General features: G+C 63.5%; 17 protein-coding genes. 10 read left to right on the top strand and 7 right to left on the bottom strand.

Going from position 1 to position 19,440, the window contains the following annotated elements; translation table 11 throughout:
• Nucleotides 1-262: 262 nt before the first annotated feature.
• A complete protein-coding gene (locus HNQ60_RS25070; RefSeq protein ID WP_407676468.1) occupies nt 263-1,378 on the bottom strand; it encodes a DmpA family aminopeptidase in 1,116 nt (371 codons plus the stop codon).
• 130 nt (nt 1,379-1,508) lie between these two features.
• On the opposite strand from HNQ60_RS25070, the gene HNQ60_RS25065 reads away from it, so the two are divergent.
• The 3 genes from HNQ60_RS25065 to HNQ60_RS25055 all read left to right on the top strand — a co-directional run bounded on the left by HNQ60_RS25065 (nt 1,509) and on the right by HNQ60_RS25055 (nt 5,532).
• On the top strand, nt 1,509-2,186 hold the full coding sequence (locus tag HNQ60_RS25065; RefSeq protein ID WP_184335518.1) for a YdeI/OmpD-associated family protein: 678 nt from the start codon (nt 1,509-1,511) through the stop codon (nt 2,184-2,186).
• 72 nt (nt 2,187-2,258) lie between these two features.
• Nucleotides 2,259-4,070, top strand: coding sequence for a DUF885 domain-containing protein (locus HNQ60_RS25060; protein ID WP_184335517.1), 1,812 nt, complete (start codon nt 2,259-2,261; stop codon nt 4,068-4,070).
• A 13-nt stretch (nt 4,071-4,083) separates the two neighbouring features.
• Nucleotides 4,084-5,532, top strand: a complete 1,449-nt coding sequence (locus tag HNQ60_RS25055) for a M48 family metalloprotease (protein ID WP_184335515.1) — start codon at nt 4,084-4,086, stop codon at nt 5,530-5,532.
• A 6-nt stretch (nt 5,533-5,538) separates the two neighbouring features.
• Here the strand turns inward: HNQ60_RS25055 and HNQ60_RS25050 are convergent, their stop codons facing one another.
• Nucleotides 5,539-6,114 (bottom strand): glycine zipper 2TM domain-containing protein, encoded by a 576-nt coding sequence (locus tag HNQ60_RS25050; RefSeq protein ID WP_184335514.1) that lies wholly within the window; start codon nt 6,112-6,114, stop codon nt 5,539-5,541.
• A 129-nt stretch (nt 6,115-6,243) separates the two neighbouring features.
• Complete coding sequence (locus HNQ60_RS25045) at nt 6,244-7,341, bottom strand: winged helix DNA-binding domain-containing protein (protein WP_184335512.1); 1,098 nt, start codon at nt 7,339-7,341, stop codon at nt 6,244-6,246.
• 120 nt (nt 7,342-7,461) lie between these two features.
• Here HNQ60_RS25045 and HNQ60_RS25040 point away from each other — a divergent pair, with 120 nt between their 5' ends.
• Together HNQ60_RS25040 and HNQ60_RS25035 are read left to right on the top strand one after the other, a co-directional pair.
• Entirely contained in the window at nt 7,462-7,929 is a 468-nt protein-coding gene (locus HNQ60_RS25040) for a DUF1203 domain-containing protein (protein ID WP_184335510.1), read from the top strand.
• A gap of 85 nt (nt 7,930-8,014) precedes the next feature.
• Nucleotides 8,015-9,550: an MFS transporter gene (locus HNQ60_RS25035; protein ID WP_184335509.1), complete on the top strand. Its 1,536-nt coding sequence runs from the start codon at nt 8,015-8,017 to the stop codon at nt 9,548-9,550.
• 76 nt (nt 9,551-9,626) lie between these two features.
• Here HNQ60_RS25035 and HNQ60_RS25030 read toward each other — a convergent pair whose 3' ends face one another.
• Both HNQ60_RS25030 and HNQ60_RS25025 read right to left on the bottom strand, forming a co-directional pair.
• A complete protein-coding gene (locus tag HNQ60_RS25030) occupies nt 9,627-10,940 on the bottom strand; it encodes a Gfo/Idh/MocA family protein (RefSeq protein WP_184335508.1) in 1,314 nt (437 codons plus the stop codon).
• The gene (locus HNQ60_RS25025; RefSeq protein WP_184335507.1) at nt 10,937-12,013 is read right to left on the bottom strand and encodes a Gfo/Idh/MocA family protein; all 1,077 of its coding nucleotides are present in this window, start codon (nt 12,011-12,013) and stop codon (nt 10,937-10,939) included. Before HNQ60_RS25025 ends, HNQ60_RS25030 begins: the two co-directional genes overlap by 4 nt.
• A gap of 235 nt (nt 12,014-12,248) precedes the next feature.
• Between HNQ60_RS25025 and HNQ60_RS25020 the strand changes: the two genes are divergently transcribed.
• The 4 genes from HNQ60_RS25020 (at nt 12,249) to HNQ60_RS25005 (ending at nt 16,002) form a co-directional block, all read left to right on the top strand.
• Nucleotides 12,249-13,376: a sensor histidine kinase gene (locus HNQ60_RS25020; protein ID WP_184335505.1), complete on the top strand. Its 1,128-nt coding sequence runs from the start codon at nt 12,249-12,251 to the stop codon at nt 13,374-13,376.
• On the top strand, nt 13,373-14,170 hold the full coding sequence (locus HNQ60_RS25015; protein ID WP_184335504.1) for a LytR/AlgR family response regulator transcription factor: 798 nt from the start codon (nt 13,373-13,375) through the stop codon (nt 14,168-14,170). The genes HNQ60_RS25020 and HNQ60_RS25015 overlap by 4 nt, the downstream gene beginning before the upstream one ends.
• A 118-nt stretch (nt 14,171-14,288) precedes the next feature.
• A complete protein-coding gene (locus tag HNQ60_RS25010; protein WP_184335503.1) occupies nt 14,289-14,912 on the top strand; it encodes a helix-turn-helix transcriptional regulator in 624 nt (207 codons plus the stop codon).
• Between the two features lie 190 nt (nt 14,913-15,102).
• On the top strand, nt 15,103-16,002 hold the full coding sequence (locus HNQ60_RS25005) for an alpha/beta fold hydrolase (RefSeq protein ID WP_184335502.1): 900 nt from the start codon (nt 15,103-15,105) through the stop codon (nt 16,000-16,002).
• Between the two features lie 112 nt (nt 16,003-16,114).
• On the opposite strand, the gene HNQ60_RS25000 is transcribed toward HNQ60_RS25005, so the two are convergent.
• Nucleotides 16,115-17,203 (bottom strand): anthrax toxin-like adenylyl cyclase domain-containing protein, encoded by a 1,089-nt coding sequence (locus tag HNQ60_RS25000; RefSeq protein WP_184335501.1) that lies wholly within the window; start codon nt 17,201-17,203, stop codon nt 16,115-16,117.
• Nucleotides 17,204-17,371: 168 nt separating this feature from the next.
• Between HNQ60_RS25000 and HNQ60_RS24995 the strand changes: the two genes are divergently transcribed.
• Nucleotides 17,372-18,010, top strand: a complete 639-nt coding sequence (locus HNQ60_RS24995) for a dihydrofolate reductase family protein (protein ID WP_184335500.1) — start codon at nt 17,372-17,374, stop codon at nt 18,008-18,010.
• Between the two features lie 86 nt (nt 18,011-18,096).
• Here the strand turns inward: HNQ60_RS24995 and HNQ60_RS24990 are convergent, their stop codons facing one another.
• On the bottom strand, nt 18,097-19,203 hold the full coding sequence (locus HNQ60_RS24990) for a nucleoside hydrolase (RefSeq protein ID WP_184335499.1): 1,107 nt from the start codon (nt 19,201-19,203) through the stop codon (nt 18,097-18,099).
• Between the last annotated feature and the right edge of the window lie 237 nt (nt 19,204-19,440).

Genomic DNA, 19,440 nt, shown 5'->3' with positions numbered 1-19,440 from the left:
GCCGCGCCGGAGCGCATGGCTTCGTCGGTTCCGCATCCTGCATCGGCAGAAAGGGCCGGAAGCTGAGCCGCAACACCCCCAAATTTTGCGAACTGGCTCTCATTGCGACCTGCCCTGGGGAGTTCACCGAACGGGCCGGGCGCAGTTCGCAGATTCCGCGGCCGGCCTTGACTGCGTTTGGAGGGCGCATCCGTCATTCCCGCGAACGCGGGAATCCATCTGACGGAAGAGGCATGGACTCCCGCTTCCGCGGGAGTGACGACTACGGAGCCTTGCCGCCCGGTGCACGCCAATCACGCAGTGCCTTCTTCAATGCATCCACTGGAAGCGCGCGCACGGTTCGTCCTTGTCCCGTCGTATCGGTTGCACGCAGCATCGAGTTGTATAGCGCTTCTTCCGTTGCATCGAGCACGGCTTCGAACAGTGGCGACACGGCGTCTGTCGGCAGAACCAGCTTCGCCTGTGGCACGGACGATCCAGTGACGCGAAGTGACGGGTGCGTCGAGAAGGCGATCGAGAAGTCACCACTGCCGTTGGAATACGTCGACCCTGTCCGCGCCAGCGCGTAGATCGAACGTGCCGCGAGACGCTCAAGATTGCGCGCATCGAGCGGCGCGTCCGTGGCGATGACAATCATGCAGGACCCGTCCGCTGACGCCGTCAACCGCTGCTTATCGGTATCGGGGGACAACGTGCGCCACACGGGAACACCTGCGATCGTGAGGCGACCGCCGAAGTTCGATTGCACGAGCACTCCGATCGTCCATGTGTCCTCGCCTACGGGGACGCGTCGCGACGATGTGCCGATGCCGCCTTTCCAGCCGAATGCGATCGTCCCGGTGCCAGCGCCGACTGCCCCCTCTGCTAAGCGTCCGCCAGCGGCAGACCGGATGGCGTCGATCACATGCGAGCGCTGCACATGGCCGCCGCGGATGTCGTTCAAGCCGCCATCATTCGTTTCGCCCACCAGCGCGTTGACGGAGCGCACCTGTTCATTGCCCGGCTGCGTGAGTGTCCACGTCACGACACCTTCGATGGCAGGGCCGACGGCGAGCGTGTTCGTGAGCACGATGGGCGTTTCGATCGTTCCGAGCTCGCTGACCTGCGTCGAGCCGGCGAGTTTCCCGAAGGCATTGCCGATGTAGACCGCGCCTGCGACTTTCTCCCGGAACAGATTGCCGCCATGGGGCAGGATGGCAGTGACGCCGGTGCGCACGTTGTCGCCGGACACGATCGACACTTGTCCGACCTTCACACCCTCGACATCCGTGATCGCATTGAGCGGGCCAGGTTCGAAGATGCCGGGCGCGATACCGAGGTCGCGGGTCGAAGGGCGTTCCTCGGCAGCCGCAAGCACTGGCAGGCAGCACGCCGCCATCCATGCAGCGATCAGGGTTCGCATCGGTGACATGAAGTGCTCGCTCATTCCACGGGACTCGCGGGATAGTGTCACCGCAGCCCTCGGGTGAGCTAGTCTCCACGGTCAGTTTCGCAGACATCGAAAAATCATGGCCGCAGTCAAACCCGACCCCAAGCGCATCAGGGCCTTTGCCGATCAGAAGGCGTTCGAGGACTGGCTGCGCGAGCATCATGATCGCGAGCCGGAGATCTGGCTGAAGATCCACAAGAAGGGCTCGGGCCTGTCCTCGGTCACCAACGACGAGGCGATCGATTCCGTGCTCTGCTGGGGCTGGATCGATGCGATCCGCAAGGGCTTCGACGAGCGGTCGTTTCTGCAGCGTTTCACGCCGCGCGGTTCGAAGAGCATGTGGAGCCAGATCAATCGCGATCGCGTCGCGCGGCTCACCGCCGCTGGTCGAATGACGCCGCATGGGCAAAGGCACATCGATGCAGCGAAGGCGGATGGGCGCTGGGACAGGGCCTATGCCCCCATCCGCGCTTCGACGCAAGACACCCTTCCCGCCGATCTGCGCAAGGCGATCGACGCCAATGCCCGGGCCAGGAAGATGTTGCCCACGCTCAATCGGACCAACCTGTTTGCGCTGGCGTTCCGAACGAACAATATGAAGACGCCCGAGGGCCGGGAAAGGAAGATCGCCACACTCGTCGCAATGCTTGCCCGGGGCGAAACGATCTCGCCGCAATCAGCGCCCAAGGATGCGAAGACGGGCACTGCCAGGAAGAAAAGTGTCCGGAAGAGCAGGGCCGCGCCGAAGAAGCGATAGCAGGCGCGCAGGTCGCGGCGGATTGGTATTCTCGCGTCACCGCGGTACCGCCGCTCCCAATTGAGACGGGTCATGCTTCGAGTGCGCGTGTCTTCGATTGCTTCGGTACTCCTGCTCTGCATCGGATTGACTGCGTGCAAACCGGCGACCCCGCCCGCCAGCACGACTGAAACCGCGACGTCCGACGCCGCCACCGATGCAAGACTGAACGAAATCTCCCGACGCTGGCTCGAGGGCTGGCTTGCGCTGAATCCCGTGATCGCCACCCAGATGGGCAAGCACGACTACGACCGCGAGCTCGACGATCTGAGCGCCGCCGGCCGCCAGAAGCTCGTCGATTTCAGCCGCCAGATCCTGGCCGAGCTCGAGACTGTCGATGTCACGAAGCTCTCGCGCGAGAACCAGATCGATGCGGCCATCCTGCGCAACCAGGTTCGCGGCGACATCTGGGGCACGGAAACGCTGCAGAGCTGGGCCTGGGACCCGCAGGTCTACGGCGCACTCGCAGGCGGAGCGATTTACAACGTCATGGCGCGGGAGTTTGCGCCGGTTCCGCAGCGGCTTGAGTCAGCTTCTGCTCGCATGCAAAAGATTCCCCGGCTCTTCGAGCAGATGCGCGCGAATCTCGACCTTGCCCGCGTACCTAAGATTCACGCTGAGACCGTCGCGAAGCAGAACGGCGGATTGCTCAGTCTCATCGATACCTTCATCACCCCCAATGCCGATCAACTGCAGGGCGACCAGCGCCGCGCACTCGATGAGTCGGTCGCGACGCTGCGCAAGGCGGTCGCGGAACAGCAGAAGTGGCTCGACACCGTCCTCGTTCCGGGCGCCAAAGGGGATTTCCGCATCGGCCAGAAGCTCTATGACGAGAAGCTGCAGTTCTCGCTCAATGCGTCGCTGTCGAGACAGGAGATCCGCCAGCGTGCCGAAGCCGAGCTCAAGCGGGTTCGCGATGAGATGTACGCCGTCGCACAGACTGTACTCAAGGATCGACAGGGCGCCCCCGCGCTGCCTGCAAGTCCGACGGCGGAAGAACAACAGAAGGCAATCGAGGCGGCATTGGAGCTTGGGTACGCCGATCGCCCCGAGCGCAACAAGGTGGCGGATTTCGCGAGGGAGACACTCGCTGAGGCGACCAAGTTCACGCGCGAACACAATCTGGTGACTGTCCCCGATGCTCCGGTGAAAGTGATCCTGATGCCGGAATTCCAGCGCGGCGTCGCCGTCGCCTACTGCGATTCACCGGGTCCGCTCGATAAAGGGCTCGATACCTACTATGCGATCTCGCCGATTCCGGATGACTGGAGCCAGGCTCAGGCCGATTCGTTCCTGCGCGAATACAACAGCCGGATGATCCATCTCATGTCGATTCACGAGGCGGTGCCGGGTCACTACCTCGAAGGCGCTCATTCGACCGACGCGTACTCGACCTTGCGGTCGGTGCTGCGTTCCGGCGTGTTCGCGGAAGGGTGGGCGGTCTACACCGAAGACGTGATGGCCGATGCGGGGTACCTGAACGGCGATCCCCTCTTCAGGCTGATCCAGCTCAAGTTCTACCTGCGCACGATTGCCAACGCGATCCTCGACCAGGGTGTGCATGTCGACAACTGGTCGCGGGAACAGGCGATGCAGCTCATGACGCGCGACACGTTCCAGCAGGAGCGCGAAGCGGCGGGCAAGTGGGTTCGCGCACAGCTCACCTCGGCGCAACTTCCGACCTACTTCGTCGGTGCGCAGGAGCATTTCGACATGCGCAAGGCGGTCGAGCAGAAGCTCGGCGACAAGTTCGATGTGAAGGCGTACCACGACAAGGTGCTGTCGTACGGTGCGCCGCCAGTGAGGTTCGTGCGCGAGATGATGCTCGACGAGCCGATCGGCTAGCCCGGCAGCGCCGATGACCGCGAACCAGACGATGACCGCGGTCGCAGCCTGGACGCCGCAGGAACGTGAATCGTTCTTCGCTGCGATCGAGCGGCACCAGCGCGCCGCGAATCGCATCCGCGGTCTCACGCTTGTGTGTGCACTGGCGCTGGGCTTCGTTGTGGCGATGCTGATGGCGCCGCTGCTCTTCGCCTTGCTCGGCATCATTCTCGACATCGTGAATTTCGCGACACCGACACCCGATTTGTTCGAGATCTCGATGGACGCGATCGAGCCGCTCGCGGATGCGCCGGAAGCCGTTCCGGTCTCGCGTTGGATGTACGTGGCGTTCATGGCTTCGATCCCCGGTCTTGTGGTCATGGCGCTGCTCATGCTCGCGCTGAGGCGCGTGCTCCGCGAAGCGTCGATGAGCGAAGCCGGCAATTTCCACGTGCGTGCGCCGGATGCGACTCGGCTCGAGGAGCAGCGATTCTCGAACGTGATTGCAGAGATGACGCTGGCAGCCGGATTGAAGCAGCCGCGAGTGCTCATCATCGAGAGTGCTGCCGCCAATGCGGCCGCCTTCGGCCAGGATGGTGCGCATGCGACCGTCGCCGTATCGACCGGCATGCTCGAAGGATTGAATCGCGCGCAGATGCAAGGCATCGCCGGGCATCTGATCGGTTCGATCGCGAATGGCGACGTCGCTGTCGGCACGCAGATTGCCACGACGCTCGGCCTCTTCGGTCTCATTGCCAAGCTGAGCGAATCGTTCACCGATCGCGATGCGGCGCGCCGATTCGCCAGGCTGGTGCGCGGTGCGCTTCGGCACGGTTCCACAGTAGAAGACGGGCAACTCGCCCTCGAGCTCACGAACCCGTTCGACTCTGCCGGGCAAGCGAAGAAGGGGCCGCCGGCGGAAGAGGGCAAGGTTCCCTGGCGCACGATGATGTGGCTGCCGCTGATGGGGCCGCTGGTCATCAGCGGATTCTTCGGCGCGATGCTTGGTTCGATCGTGCTCAGTCCCTTGCTCGCCTGGGTCTGGCGTCGTCGGAAGTTCCTCGCGGATGCAACTGCGGTCCGGCTCACGCGAGACCCGGACACGCTCGGAAGCGCATTGCTGAAACTCAACGACCTTCCCTGGGAAGGTGCGTTTGCGCCATGGACAGCTCACATGTCGGTCGTGAACGTGGAGAGGATCGGCGGCAAAGGGCTGTTCAGTTCCTCGGGCGCGAGGATGTTCCCATCGCTACAGCGCCGATTGACCGCATTGACGGGGATGGGCGCCAATACCGCTCAACAGGAAGAGCGCAGCGCGTGGCAGCGAATACCGTTGCTCGGACGGCTCGCTCTCGTGCCGCTGGGTGCTCTTGTCGTCGTGCTCTTGTCGATCGTCGTCGTGCTGCTGGCCTGGGTTTCCGTCGCCCTGTCAGCGTTGTTCACCTGGCTGCCGGCGATGCTGATTCACGCGATCCTGCGCTGACTGCGTTCAGTGCATCTTCCAGACACCATTGCCGTCCCGGCAGGCGTAGCCGTTCGATGTCTGCGACCTGCCTCCGCCCGATGTCTTGATCGAGAAGTGGCGGCAATTCTTTGCGTCTTTCTTGGACGGCGGCTGCGGCGTGAGCAGATAGGTGACGTTGGACGTTTCATTCACCCAGCGAACGGGCTGACCTTGCTTGCCGAGTTCGAGCGCATGTCCAACGCACGCGCGGTCTTCTTCGTCGAGATCGCGACCGATGGAGCGGCCCACAGCGGCACCGAGTACGGCACCGATCACGGTTGCGACGACTCGTCCGTCGCCACTGCCTACCTGCGATCCGACCGCACCGCCGACGACTGCGCCCAGCACGGTACCGATTTCCTTGCGATTGCAGCTGCCTTCGACGACGCCATAGTCACGTTCCCAGCCGCCGCCGGTGTAGCCGACATAGCGCGGGTCGTTCTTCTTGCGCCAGCCATGGGCGGGTGCGTGCTCGGGCGGATCCGCCAGGGCGACAGTGCTCGTCAGAAGGAACGTGCCTACAGTGAAGGCCCCAAGAATCTTGCGGATCGGCGCGTGCATGCAGTTGTCTCCGTGAGGCGGCGCGTTCGTCAATCGACGCGCCCGCGATGCACTGTAACTCACGGCGTCGCGAATCGATCCCTGAGCCGCCGCTCAGGCAACATCCGTGTCGCTGAGAAGTGACATGAGTCACATGCGGGCGCCTGCTGCGCTGCGAACGGTCTGGCGATATCGGACTTTCGGCGTCGCGCGAACGAACTTGCCGTAGCGTTCAGCCGCTTCTTCGATCGAATCCTTCTGCGCTCGACTGAACTTCCCGAATGGGATCGCTTCGATCTCGACGCCGTCGCGCCGCAACTGCCGCGTCCAGCTGCCGACGATCATGCCGTCAATCAGGATGGGGGCACGGAAGATGCCGTGGCCTGCCGCGGGATTGTTGGCGTGAGTCGGACCCAGAACCGCGCTGCGATCTGCGTAGCCGACGGTGAGTTCGTCGTAGACGGGCAGCAAGTAGCAGCTGCCCTTGTTTCTTGCGGTCGCGGACTTCTGCGACCAGTACGTCGCATCGCCGATCGTCCTTCGTGTCAGTTGCGCCTGGATGCTTTCAATGCTGCTCGTCGCGTCCGTCATCGTGATTCCGGACCACCATGAGAAGTCCGCGGCTGTTGCCGGTCCATGATGAGCGAAATATCGCCGCGCGAGTTGGATGAGCGCTTCGTCGCGTGCCATCGCGGGCGTCCGCGGCACCCACTCATCGAACAGAACGAAAGTCGGTTGCTTGCCGGATCGTGGACCGCAACAGATGACGCCTTCATTCGCGAGCCACCAGGTGAGGTGCAATCCTCGCTGGCGGTCCGTGGGGATTTTCGCGGCGTCCAGTTGCTCGTAAACCCCATCGCGGGTCAGTACGCCTCCGCGCAAGGCCGCTTCGACGACTTTGGTCGCGCGCGTGATCACGCGCCGATCGATCGAGAACTCCCGACGCAGTCGGGCAGCATTGCGTGCCAGGATTCTCGGACCGAGCAAGTCGATCATCCATCGCGCATCCTCCGCGGCGACGAAATGAAGCGTGCCGCGCATTGGCCATGTCCGGACGATGCGGCGGCCGGCGATCGCCTTTTCCACATCCGTATCGACGAGATTGCGCGACCGCAAGCCGATTGCCCAGAGCGACGCGTAGTAGTCCTGCGCCTGCACGGCGCACAACGCTCGCACGATTTCGGCCGGGTCGTCGAGTCGCGAACCCTGGATGAACTGATTGCGAAGGCGCAGCGCGGCGAGAGTCATCAGCTATGGTCGCCCGGCGACCTGCTCATCGCAACGCGTCCCGAATTCGACAGCAAGAACCCGAGTGCGGGATGGACGTCCCTGAAGCAATCTCTATCCACCAGAACGGAGGATCGATCGATGAATGGCTTTCGGATTCGGGGTTTGCCGGCGCAGCGGTTTGCTCATCTCTTCGCGCTGGATGACGCGCAGCTGGCGACGCACAGCGCACGCCGCATGATCGCTCGTGAGACTGGATTTCCCTGTCGCATCAGTCTGACCGATGCCGCTGCTGGTGACCCGGTGATCCTGGTCAACTATGAACACCATCCTGTCGATACGCCGTTCCGGTCGAGTTTTGCCATCTATGTGCGTGAAGGCGAGACGACGTTCGATGCCGTCAACGACGTTCCAGCCCAGTTGCGCAAGCGGTTGCTGTCACTGCGAGGCTACGACCGGGAAGGCATGCTGCGGACGGCCGATGTCGTCGATGGACAGCGCCTCGAGCCCGGGATCGAAGCGATCTTCGCCAATGAAGAAGTCGCCTATATCCACGCGCACTTTGCCAAACCGGGGTGCTACGCGGCGTTGATCGAGCGCGCAGGCTAGTCATTCGTCGCCGGCCGCGTGTCGGAGGCTGGTGCATTCGTTCGTCCTTGGGGAGAATGCGCCTCCCCCGCTGCAGGTCGATCGAATGACGAGTGTTGTCGAAGCCCCGGTCGTCGAAACCCCGGTTCCTCCAAAGGCTACGCGGAGGGAATGGATTGGCCTCGCGGTCATCGCCGTTCCCTGCCTGCTGTATTCGATGGATCTGAACGTGCTGAATCTGGCGATTCCGCACCTCACGGCCGATCTCAATCCGACCTCGACGCAGTTGCTGTGGATCGTCGATATCTACGGCTTTCTCCTCGCCGGGTTCCTGATCACGATGGGTACGCTGGGCGACCGCATCGGCCGGCGGCGCTTGCTGATGATCGGCGCGTCGGCGTTCGGCGTGGCTTCGGTACTGGCTGCGTTTGCCTCCAGCGCTGAGATGCTGATTCTCTCGAGGGCGGTCCTCGGCGTTGCAGCCGCGACGCTTGCGCCATCCACGCTATCGCTCATTAGGAACATGTTTCTCGACGACCGGGAGCGCACGACGGCCATCGGAATCTGGGTCGGCTGCTTCTCGGCGGGCAGCGTCGTTGGTCCGATCGTCGGCGGGATGCTGCTCGAGCATTTCTGGTGGGGCTCGGTGTTCCTGGTTGCGGTGCCGCTCATGATTCTGCTGTTGATCCTGGCGCCGATGTTCCTGCCCGAGTACCGCGATCCGAACGCCGGGTCCCTGGACGTTCTCAGCGCGGTGCTCGCGACTTCGACCGTCCTCCTGATGATCTTCGGTGCGAAGCACATTGCCGTGTACGGCGCGTCGGTGCTCCCGGTCATCGCGATCGTCGGGAGTCTCGTTCTCGGGACGGTGTTCGTCCGGCGCCAGCGTCATCTCGAGGATCCGATGATCGATCTGCGGCTGTTCCGGCGGCCGATCTTCTCGGCGGCGCTGTGCGTGAACATCATCGGCGTCTTCGCGGCCTTCGGTTCGTTTCTGTTCATCACGCAGTACCTGCAGCTCGTCTATGGCATGGGGCCGCTCGAAGCGGGCCTCTGGCTGTTGCCGTCGGGGTTCATTTTCATGGCGGGTTCGGTGCTCGCGCCGATCATCGTGCGGCGTTATCCGGCACGCACCGTGCTGACGTGGGGGTTTCTGATCACCGCGGGTGGCTACGCAGTGCTGACTCAGGTGAGCTCGACCGGCGATCTGTGGATCGTTATCACCGGCTTCGTGCTTTTCTGCGCCGGCCTCGCCCCGATGGGAACGCTGACGACGGACCTGGTGATGTCCGATGTGCCTCCGGAGCGTGCGGGCGCAGCGTCCGGTATCTCAGAGACGAGCTTCGAGTTCGGTGCGGCGCTGGGTGTCGCGGTGCTTGGCAGTATCGTCAGCGCGGTCTATCGCACGCACGTGAATGAAGCGACCTTACCGGGAATCGCACCCGACGTGGTCGAGCGTGCTCGAGAAACCCTGGGCGCGGCAATCGAGCTGGCGAAGAATTTCCAGAGCGATGCCAAGACGCTGGTGGAGTCGGTGTCTCGTGACGCTTTCGCACGAGCGATTCGTGCGGCTTCTCTGGTGAGCGCGGCGCTGGGCGTGCTCGCAGCGTTGGTGTGTGCGGGGTTTATGAAGAAGCGGTGAGCTGTGAGCTATGAGCCAGAGGGAACGCGAGCCCTGGTTCGCCGCACTCTCATCGCTCACAGCTCGCAGCTCATAGCTACTTCCTGTGCAGCGCCGCGACCAGCTTCCCACTGAGCCTCTCGAAGAGCCTCGGCCGATACTCCGCCCGATAATTGTGTCCGCCGCTCATCATGTCGGGCAGCGGCCCGATCGGTGTGAATGTGGTTTGAGGGCGCACGGCAACGCCCTGGGTTCCAGCTCTCTGGATCAGCAGCGTCAGCTCATTGAGGTGAGTGAGGAAGTCCGGCGGCAGCGGCTGCGGTCGTCCTTCCTTCATCGCCCGCGCCATCTCGGCCACACCCAGTAATTTGTCGAGCGCGTGAATCTCGCGACGTCGCAGCCAGCTCACGAACTTGTGCTTGAGCGAACGGCCGACACCGCGCTCCGCTTCCACTGCATGAGACTTCCACCGGCGTACCAGCGGAACGCGACGACCCCCGATACCGAAGCGGCGGCCAATGAGGGGCTGGTTGCGCACTGTATGCGCCTTGCGGGCGGCGAGACTCACCCGCGAAAAGCGTTCGATCGTCACTGGCGATTGATCGTGGAACGCGTTGTCGATGCTGATCTCGCCTTCCTCGCCGATGACACGCACCCGATGGTCGCGCGGCGAGACCCATGTGCACGTGAGCCGGGCGGCGACACCGTTGGCGAAGTCGAGGCAGGCGACTGAGAAGTCGGGTGTGTTCGGAGGCGAGAGCGGCGTGTCGGTTTTGTGCTCGACCAGGCACTTCGAGAATGCCGTGACGGAAATCGCGGGGCCGAACATCGCGCACAGCCAGACCAGGTGATAGCCGACATGCTCGACGGTGCAGCCTTCCTGCAGTTCCTCGACGTAGGGGAACGGCGCGCCGGTCGGACTCTGGACCGTTTCGAGCTGCATGAGATGCGCGGGATTGTCGTCCATCTCTGCGTAGATGAGGATCGGCTTGCCGATGACGCCGTCGCGAACGGCCTTCCACAGGGTGCTGACCGCGTCGCTGAAGATGTTGCAGGGAGCGCCGGTGAGAATCACGCCGCGACTTTGCGCAAGCTGGAACAGCTCGCGCGTCTGTTCGACGTCCGTCGTCAGCGGCTTCTCTGAGTAAACGTGCTTGCCTGCTTCGAGTGCTCGTCTGACGGTCTCGTAGTGCGAGCGAATGCTGGTGAGATTGACGACGATCTCGACCTTCGGATCGGCGAGCAACGCATCGTAGCTCGGATAGACATGGAATCCGTAGTGCTTAGCCACGGTGGCGGAGCGAGCCGTGTCGATGTCGTAGACACCGCAGATCTCGAGCTCCGGATACGCCCACTGGGTGCGCATGTAGATGTCGAAGACGTAGCCGCAGCCGACAAACGCGATCTTCATGCGCGATCGCTCCCGTGCAGCGCGGCACGAATGCGATCAGCGGTCGCAGCGACGGCGATGCTGTCACTCAGCGGCATGACCTGGCTTTCGACAGCGCCACGCGATATGCAGGCGCGGACTTCATCGGCTTCGTAGTGGAAGCCATTGCCGTCGTAGCGGTAGTCAACGGCTGCGCCGCGGCCGCGACTGGATCGTCCAGTGCGCTGGGCAATGTGGTGAACGAGTCCGTGCTGGCGAAGCTGTGCCTTCCAGCCGAACTGCGCTTCCTCGAAGCCGCGAGGGGTTTCGCGCGAGACGTGAAGTCCGTACGGTCGCACGATCGAGCCGCGAAACCCGAGCATGCCTTCGGTGCCGAGTACCTGGAAATCGTCAGGCGCCCACGCGCGCAGGCTGACGAAGAATGAACCCGTGACACCACCCGGATACTGCAACTGGAACGCAGCGTCTTCGTCGACACCGGTCGCGCCGACCGTGCCGATTGCCTGAACCCGCGTCGCCGTGCCGAAGAGCCATTGTGCGAGCGACAGCGGATACGCGCCGAGATGGGCGATCGCACCGCCGCCGAGCGCGGGATTGAACATGCCATTGGTGTGATCCGGCACCTGCGATGTGCCGAAATTGCCGGTGACGATCCTGGCGTCTCCGACTGCGCGAGCAGCGATCTTTTCACGCAACGCCTGCGCGGCTGGAAGGAAGCGTGTCCACAACCCTTCCATCACGAACACTGATCTGGCTCGTGCTGCATCGGCGACCCGTTGAGCGTCGGCGGCGTTTGCGGCGAAGGGCTTTTCGACCAGCACGGGAATCCCGGCTTCGATGCAGAGCAGGGCATGAGCTGCATGCTCGGAGGGCGGCGTGGCGATATAGATCGCATCGACCCCGCCGGTGGCGGCAGCTTCGGCATAGCCGGCGATCGCCCGGGGAATGCCCATCCCCGCGGCGAACTTCTGGGCTTTCCCGAGCGTGCGCGAGGCAATGAAAACTGCTTCGGCATCCCGGGCCGCCGCGAGACCGGCAACGAACTTTGCGGAGATGGCGCCCGTGCCGAAAATTCCCCAGCGAAACCGGGTCATCCACGGCTCCCGTGGCGGGCCTTCATCGTTGAGTTGCAAGGCGTTTCGCGTCGAGCCCGCACCGTCATCCGCGCGTTCATTCGATTCCAGCCGCTCCGTTCTGACCCGCTGTCTCTATTCGTCCACACCGTCGTCGACGGGTATCCGACCACAACGCTCGTAACCCGTCAGTAGTTTCCATTACCTCGCACATCAATCGACGCCGACCCGCACGCCCCCACATAATCGCCGCCGAATGAAACCGGCAGCAGCGCCCACCGAAGACGCGGATTCGACCGACCAGGCGGAGCAACCCTCCGTGGGACGGGAGCCGGCAACCGACGCGAGGTCGCTGTTCCGGCCGATCGCATGGATGACGATCGGTCTGTGGGCCCTGAATTTCACGATGATCACGACCGCTGGTCTCATTGCCGGAGCCGAACGGCAGCTCTTGCGCGGCGGATTGAGAGTCGGTCTCGCAGTTTTCGGCATCGGCCTGTGCTTCGCCATGCACCGGCTGATTGTGCTCTCCCCGCCCCGGCCCTTCCTCCGGCGGGCGCTGCTCACCCTCGGCCTGACCTTCTGTGCTGCGCTCATCCATCTCCTCGCGAACGAAATGGCGCTGCGGTCTGTCGGGATCGGCGTGCCGCTCACGCGCGATGTCATCGCGCTGAACGTCATTTTCTACGGCTTCTGGGCCTGGTTCTTCCTCGCCTGGGCGGCATTGCACCTGGCCATCGACTACAGCGACCAGGTGCGCCGCCAGTCCGAGGAGCATGCGCGCATCGTCATCGCGGCGCGCGAAGCGCAGATCCGGGCGCTGCGCTACCAGATCAATCCGCACTTCCTTTTCAATACCCTGAATTCGCTGTCGACCCTGGTGCTCGACCGCCGCACCGCCGACAGCGAGCACATGATCGATCGGCTGTCGGCCTTCCTGCGCACTGCGCTGGATGACAACCCGGCGGACGAGACCACGCTCGCAACCGAGATTGCGAATCAGCGGCTCTATCTCGAGATCGAACAGGCCCGCTATCCGGAGCTGACGGTCGATCTGGATATCGAGGCGGGCACCGAGCAGGCGCTCGTGCCGATCTTCCTGCTGCAGCCGCTGGTCGAGAACGCAGTGAAGTACGGTCGGTTCAACGCCGGCCACCCGATGCGCATCAGCATCAGCGCCCGCAGGCGCTGGGAGTGGCTCGAGGTCGCGGTCATCAACGATGCACCAGAGACAGTACGTTCCCGCGGCATGGGGCTGGGCCTGTCGAACGTCCGCGAACGGTTGCGGCTGCGATATGGCAAGGAGTTCGAGCTCAACGCGGGGCCCGCGGCAGGATCGACGTTCGAAGTGCGGTTGTCGCTTCCCCTGACCGTCCGTGCATGAAATCGCTGCGCCTGATCGCCATCGACGACGAGCCGTTGGCGTTGCGCCGGCTGGAGTTGCTGATCGAAGCATTGCCGCACACACAGCTCGTGGCGACTACCCGATCGCTCGATGAGGGCAGGCGACTGATCGACGAGCATCAGCCGGATGCGGTGCTGCTAGACATCGAGCTGGGCGATCGCAGCGGATTCGATCTCTTCGATGAGTCGGCGAGTACTGATCTGCCCGCCGTGATTTTCGTTACCGCGTTCAGCCACCATGCAGCGGCCGCTTTCGAGCGTGACGTGGTGGACTACCTTCTCAAACCGGTCCAGGTATCGCGGCTCGCGCAGGCGCTCGAGCGGATCCGCAATCAGCTCGCTACGAAAGACGTCGAGCAGCGGGTTGCGGAGTTGCGCGCGCTGGTCGAACGATTGCGCACTTCGCAGACTGCTTCCACCGCCGGCTACGAGACCGAGTTCTGGATTCGTCGCACCGGGGGCGAACTCGTGCGGGTCGACGCAGCATCGATCGATGTCGCGTCCGCCGAGGAAGACTACGTTCGCCTGTTCGCGGACGGACGCAGTCACCTGTTGCGCGAGAGCCTGAACGGACTCGAACGCAGGCTGCAACCCGGCGTGTTCGTGCGTGTCCATCGCGCCCATCTCGTGCGGCGTAGTGCGATTCGGGAGCTGCGGCGAGGCAAAGACGGTGGACTCGAAGTCGTACTGAAGACTGGTTCCGTCGTCCCCGCCGGCCGGGTTCACGCCCGCTCGCTGCGACAGGCACTCAATCTGCGTCGCTCCGAAAGCTAGCGACGTTCAGCGGAAAGTCACGACCGCGGACGCCGCGCCTGCGACGTTCGACCGCATGAAACGGCCGTTCGCCGGCAATTGCTTCTTGCTCCCGAAAGGCTGCGGATAGGCTCGGTTCATGGCGTCCAATGCACCGGTCATTCGTCCGCAGCAGCCTGAAGCCTCTGCGAATCAGGGTCGATCTCCAGCACAATCGGCTTCGGCGGGGCCGACGTTCGGCTCATTGCTGTCGCGGCTGCGACGCAACGCCGGACTGACGCAGATGGAACTGGCGTTCGCGGCCGGTGTGTCGACGCGGCATACGAACTTCATCGAGCGCGATCGCTCGAATCCGAGCCGTGCGATGGTCCGGCGATTCTGCGCGACGCTCAAAGTGGATGCCGAAACCCGTGATCGCCTGATGCTCGCAGCCGGCTTTGCGCCGGAACGCGGCGAAGCACCTTCGATGCCGAAGCGGACTGCGGATCTGCAGGACAGCTTCGCGATGGCACTGGCGATCCGGCAGCAGCCGAGCGTGGCATCGGTCCTTCGAATGGCCTCGACGTATCTGCGCGAACTTGGTCTCGAGGATGTGCTCGCGCCGGGATACACGATGATTCTGACCAACGTGGCGCTGCTCAGGTCCAGTGGCAGCGCGCCGCGCGCGGAGGAGCAATCGGAAGAAGCTGTCGCGCGCCAGCTCGCGCAGAGGATCATTTGCGACAGTGTGAAAGAGGCGCTGCAGAGGTTGAGTGCGCGGTAGTAAGGGAACCGCCGTCGTCATGCCCGCGAAAGCGGGCATCCATCGGAAAAAGCATGGACTCCCGCGTTTGCGGGAGTGACGGAGCTGCACACCAGGAGCCGCGCCGTTACCTGCCGGGTAATTGGCTCGCCTCAGTCCGGTCGCCATCCTTCCTGCCACGGCGCTACCGCCCGCAACCGGATCTACCAAAATGAATCGTCGCAATCTCCTGCTGGCTTCCGCGATGGGTGCTGCAGCGTTGATTCCAATGGGCGCGCAGGCCGCCGCGAAGCGCGGTGCGCCGAAAGCCATCATCAGCAAGGCCGATGGCGTGACGCTCTTTCATCGCGAGTTCGGTGAAGGGCCGGTCATGCTGTTCGTCGCGAGCTGGGCATTGCACAGCGCGATGTGGGATCCGCAAGTGGCGTATTTCTCGGACCGCGGCTTCCGATGCATCGCGTACGATCGTCGCGGACATGGCCGGTCGCAGATCGCGCCGGCCGGTTACGACTTCGACACGTTGGCGGACGATCTTGCATCGGTGATCGAACAGCTCGATCTGAAGGACGTCACGCTCGTGGCTCATTCGATGGGCGCTGCGGAATCCATCCGCTACATCGCCCGTCACGGTTCGAAGCGGATCCGTCGCATCGTCATGCTCGCGCCGGTCGCGCCGTACATTCTCAAAACGGACGACAATCCCTACGGTGCGCCGCAGGCATATTTCGAAGCGACGCTGCAGCGCTACGCGACTGATTTCCCCGCATGGGCGTACGAGTTCCAGGAGAAATTCTTCACGCCCACGACGAGCATGCCGATGAAGGAAATGCTGACGCGCCAGCTGCTCGATACGCCGACGCCGGTGGCGATGCGCTGCTTCCGCAGTCTCTACAGCACGGACCTTCGCCAGGATCTCGCGAGGATCGATCGGCCTACGCTCATTCTTCACGGAGCCCGTGACGTGCAGGCGATTCCGGTGATCACCGGTGAGCGTGTCGCAGCAGGCGTGCGCGGCTCACAGCTGAAGATTTACGACGATGCGCCGCATGGGATCTGGGTGACGCATGCGAGGCGGGTGAATGAGGACATCGAGGCGTTCATGAAGGGCTGAGCTGCTGTTGTCATTGCCGAGAAAGCGGGAATCCATCCGGGGGAAGGAATGGACTCCCGCTTTCGCGGGAGTGACGGATGCCGCGGGGAGGAATCCGCAGGCGCTCACATCGTCACACTTCGTACGAGCCGCCGCCGCTCACGCCGATCCCCAGGGGCTTCAGCCATCCCGGATTCAGCGCCAGCACGTACTCGCCCTTCAGCAGTGCGATGAGCTCCTTGAACTCGGAAACGTTGCGGGCGGCGTAGGGACGCGGCTTGCCGGGGATCCACGCGATGAACGGGAAGTCGATGTCGTTGACGAGCGGACGACCCGCTTCATCGCTGTGATGAACGATGTTGCCGCCCGCATGGTTTGCGCGGGCATTGATCTGCGCGACCAGTCTCGCGATACGCGGCGTGATGTTGCCGACTTCCTTGTCTTCGTGCTCGATGAACTGCTTGATCGGCTGGCGGAAGCGGTCGCTGCCGGGCACGGCGCGCTTGTCGGCTTCCTTCCGGTTGTAACTGCTTCGTTGCGGGAACACGGCGAACAGATCGTAGTCACCCGTCGTGGCGGAGAGGTATGTGCCTGCCGCGGAAGGTCGCGTGGCGACATCGACGATCGCCGTGACCGGCAGGAAGCTCGTGTCCTTGGAGGTGGCGGGTGATTTCAGTTTGCCCGGCATCGCAGCTTCTGTGTACGCGTACTGCACGGCCCACATCGGCTTGCCGTAGGCGCCGGGCGCTCTGTCGGTGCGCTGCAGATGAAACAGGAACAGCTTCCCGCTCGGGCTGTTCGCGTAGTAGTAGTGATTGTTGTAGTCGACTTCCCAGCCCGGCCGCATTGTGTTGAGCGCGGGGCGGAGCAGTTCGACACGTCGCGATTCGGTGATGTAGACGGGCACTTCGCCCGAACCTTCCTTGAAGGCTTTGACGATGTCCTTGCGCTGTTCTTCCATCGCCTCGCGGCTGTCGCCGCGTTTCGTGAATCGCGGGTCGCTCAGCACGAAGCCCGCCATCGGGCCCCAGTTGCAGGACTTCGCCTTGTTGTGGAAGCCCTTGGTCGCGTAGCCGTCGCGCAGCAGGCCAGTGGCGTACTTGCCTACGGAACGCGATGAGATGACACACTTGTTTTCGTCCGTGATCGCCTGGAAGGCATCGGAATGCGCCGGCAACGTACCTGTCGCTTCGAGGGCCGCGCTCCCCACGAGTAGTGTCATGTCATTCCCCTGCTGAGTTTGTTGTGGGCGACGGGACGGGGCTATGGTAGCCGGGAGGATGTCGGTCATTCGAGGGAAATTGCTCTTGAACCGGTATCGTCGTGTCGGATCGGCCGACGGTGAGTCGTTCTTGAAGGGCCTGCCCATCGATCCTGCCAGGAGACCGGAATGTCCAGACTGCGGCTGAAAATCAGTATGTCCCTCGACGGCTTCGTCGCCGGACCCGAGCAGAGCGTGAAGAATCCGCTCGGCCTGGGCGGCATGCGGCTCCACGAATGGGTGTTCGGACTGAAGGCCTGGCGGTCGGCGCACGACATGCAGGGCGGCGAGGTCAACGTGAACTCGGCGGTAGTCGAGGAATCGATCCGGAACATCGGTGCCACCGTGATGGGCCGGAACATGTTCGGCGGGCACCCGGGACCGTGGAATGCGAGCGATCCCTGGAAAGGATGGTGGGGCGACAAGCCGCCCTTCGGTCATCCTGTGTTCGTGCTCACGCATCATGCGCGACAGCCGCTCGAGCTCGAAGGAACGACGTTTACGTTTGTCACGGATGGAATCGAGTCAGCGCTAGCGCAGGCGCGTCGTGCGGCCAACGGTAAAGACGTTTCGCTCGCCGGTGGCGCCAAGGCTGCGCAGCAGTACCTCGCCGCGGGGCTCGTCGATGAGATGCTGATCAGTCTCGCTCCGGTGCTGCTGGGCAGCGGCGAGCGGCTGTTCGAAGGGCTCGGCGACGACATGCACGGGCTCAAGCTGGTGAGCACGCTTGCGGCGCCGGATGTGACGCATTTGAAGTTCGCGAGGTAGGTCCGTCACACCCGCGAAGGCGGGTGTCCATCTTGCGTCCGGATGGATTCCCGCTTTCGCGGGAATGACAGCAGTTCGGTTGTGGACTACCTTCGCCGCGACGGCCTGCTCAGCAGCTCCACCGTCATTTTTTCGAATCTCGCCACATCGACTTCCTGCACGACGAGCACCGCTCGCTCGCCGAGACCGGGGCCCTCGCCAACCGGCCAGCTCAGTGTGTCGCCGTAGCCGGCGGTGAAGCTCGTTTCGATATCGACAGCGAGCGTTGCGCTGCGAGTCACCAGCGAAGGATCGAGCCACACGCCGACGGCGAGTTCGTCCCACATCGGAAAGGACTCGCCGTAAGCCTTCACGTAGTCGCGAAACGCGGCCCGGCCCCGACCGATCTGCTCGTAGTACTCGGGCTTGAAGAACGTACGCGTCGTCGGATCGACGGGAATCTGCATGACCCGAGCCCAGGGTTCGCGCAGGACGATGCTCGCGGCCTCGGGGTCGAAGCGCATGTTGAACTCGCGGCGAGGCGAGTTCACGTACTCCGCTGCAAAGTGATTCTGCGCGGGCACCGGGTTGAAGCTGCCGCCCATGAAGACGAGTTCCTTCGCGAGACCTGCGAACTTCGGATCGAGGCGCGATGCAAGCGCGAGATTGGTGAGAGGTCCTGCCGCGATGATCGTGATCTGACCCGGGAACTCGCGCACTTTGCGGATGAGAAACGTCGCGGCGCTTTCGTCGAGTGCCTTCGTGGTCGGCGCTCCGGCGGGCGAGGGCGGAATCAGGTATGGATTGTCGGGGTGCGGCGGTGCGCGCTTCACCGAACCTTCGTCGCCGAATTTCTCGGTCCAGGCGCCCTTGTAGTAGAGCTTGCCGTACGTTCGCTCCCAGGCCTTCGTTCGCGCGGGCGAATTGACGAGCGGCATCACGGCACCGGGCACCACGGGAATGTCCGTGCGTCCGGAGATCTCGAGCAGGCGCAGCGTGTGGGCGACTTCTTCATCGCGCCAGCCGTCGCCGCTGACGACGGTGATCCCGAGGACTTCGACATCCTCGGCCTGCAGCAGCATCAGAATGGGCTGCAGGTTGGGTCCGCCCGGACCGAGTGCGTCCTGGTCGATGATTACCTTGCGGGGCGCGGCGATCGCGACGCTCGCGAGCAATGTCGCGGCCATGAGAACGCAGAGTCGGAGTGTGGACATGCGGTTCGCCCATGACGGAAGTCAGGGCTGATCCTACGGGAAAATCCCGCGCCGTGATCGTCCGTCCGCGCAAGTCATGCGACGACCCGTGCCGGATGCGCGACCGGCCCGCCCCGCCGGGCCATCGTGGCCGCTACGCTAAGAGGTCTCCGCCCGCGTCATTCCCGCGCAGGCGGGAATCCATTCTTCTCAAGATGGATCCCCGCGTGCACGGGGATGACTGCAGGGTTTCGTGAT

The organism is Povalibacter uvarum, from assembly GCF_014202975.1.
In the GTDB taxonomy this organism is placed as follows: Bacteria; Pseudomonadota; Gammaproteobacteria; order Steroidobacterales; family Steroidobacteraceae; genus Steroidobacter; species Steroidobacter uvarum.
This window is presented reverse-complemented; position numbering and strand designations above follow the sequence as displayed.

Excerpts from the sequence above, each read along its gene's own strand:
- HNQ60_RS25005 (WP_184335502.1), top strand. The coding sequence starts at position 15,103 with ATGAATCGTCGCAATCTCCTGCTGGCTTCCGCGATGGGTGCTGCAGCG.
- HNQ60_RS25055 (WP_184335515.1), top strand. The coding sequence starts at position 4,084 with ATGACCGCGAACCAGACGATGACCGCGGTCGCAGCCTGGACGCCGCAG.
- HNQ60_RS25035 (WP_184335509.1), top strand. The coding sequence starts at position 8,015 with ATGACGAGTGTTGTCGAAGCCCCGGTCGTCGAAACCCCGGTTCCTCCA.
- HNQ60_RS25065 (WP_184335518.1), top strand. The coding sequence starts at position 1,509 with ATGGCCGCAGTCAAACCCGACCCCAAGCGCATCAGGGCCTTTGCCGAT.
- HNQ60_RS25040 (WP_184335510.1), top strand. The coding sequence starts at position 7,462 with ATGAATGGCTTTCGGATTCGGGGTTTGCCGGCGCAGCGGTTTGCTCAT.
- HNQ60_RS24995 (WP_184335500.1), top strand. The coding sequence starts at position 17,372 with ATGTCCAGACTGCGGCTGAAAATCAGTATGTCCCTCGACGGCTTCGTC.
- HNQ60_RS25030 (WP_184335508.1), bottom strand. The coding sequence starts at position 10,940 with ATGAAGATCGCGTTTGTCGGCTGCGGCTACGTCTTCGACATCTACATG.
- HNQ60_RS25010 (WP_184335503.1), top strand. The coding sequence starts at position 14,289 with ATGGCGTCCAATGCACCGGTCATTCGTCCGCAGCAGCCTGAAGCCTCT.
- HNQ60_RS25045 (WP_184335512.1), bottom strand. The coding sequence starts at position 7,341 with ATGACTCTCGCCGCGCTGCGCCTTCGCAATCAGTTCATCCAGGGTTCG.
- HNQ60_RS25015 (WP_184335504.1), top strand. The coding sequence starts at position 13,373 with ATGAAATCGCTGCGCCTGATCGCCATCGACGACGAGCCGTTGGCGTTG.
- HNQ60_RS25060 (WP_184335517.1), top strand. The coding sequence starts at position 2,259 with ATGCTTCGAGTGCGCGTGTCTTCGATTGCTTCGGTACTCCTGCTCTGC.
- HNQ60_RS25070 (WP_407676468.1), bottom strand. The coding sequence starts at position 1,378 with ATGGCGGCGTGCTGCCTGCCAGTGCTTGCGGCTGCCGAGGAACGCCCT.
- HNQ60_RS25025 (WP_184335507.1), bottom strand. The coding sequence starts at position 12,013 with ATGACCCGGTTTCGCTGGGGAATTTTCGGCACGGGCGCCATCTCCGCA.
- HNQ60_RS24990 (WP_184335499.1), bottom strand. The coding sequence starts at position 19,203 with ATGTCCACACTCCGACTCTGCGTTCTCATGGCCGCGACATTGCTCGCG.
- HNQ60_RS25050 (WP_184335514.1), bottom strand. The coding sequence starts at position 6,114 with ATGCACGCGCCGATCCGCAAGATTCTTGGGGCCTTCACTGTAGGCACG.
- HNQ60_RS25000 (WP_184335501.1), bottom strand. The coding sequence starts at position 17,203 with ATGACACTACTCGTGGGGAGCGCGGCCCTCGAAGCGACAGGTACGTTG.
- HNQ60_RS25020 (WP_184335505.1), top strand. The coding sequence starts at position 12,249 with ATGAAACCGGCAGCAGCGCCCACCGAAGACGCGGATTCGACCGACCAG.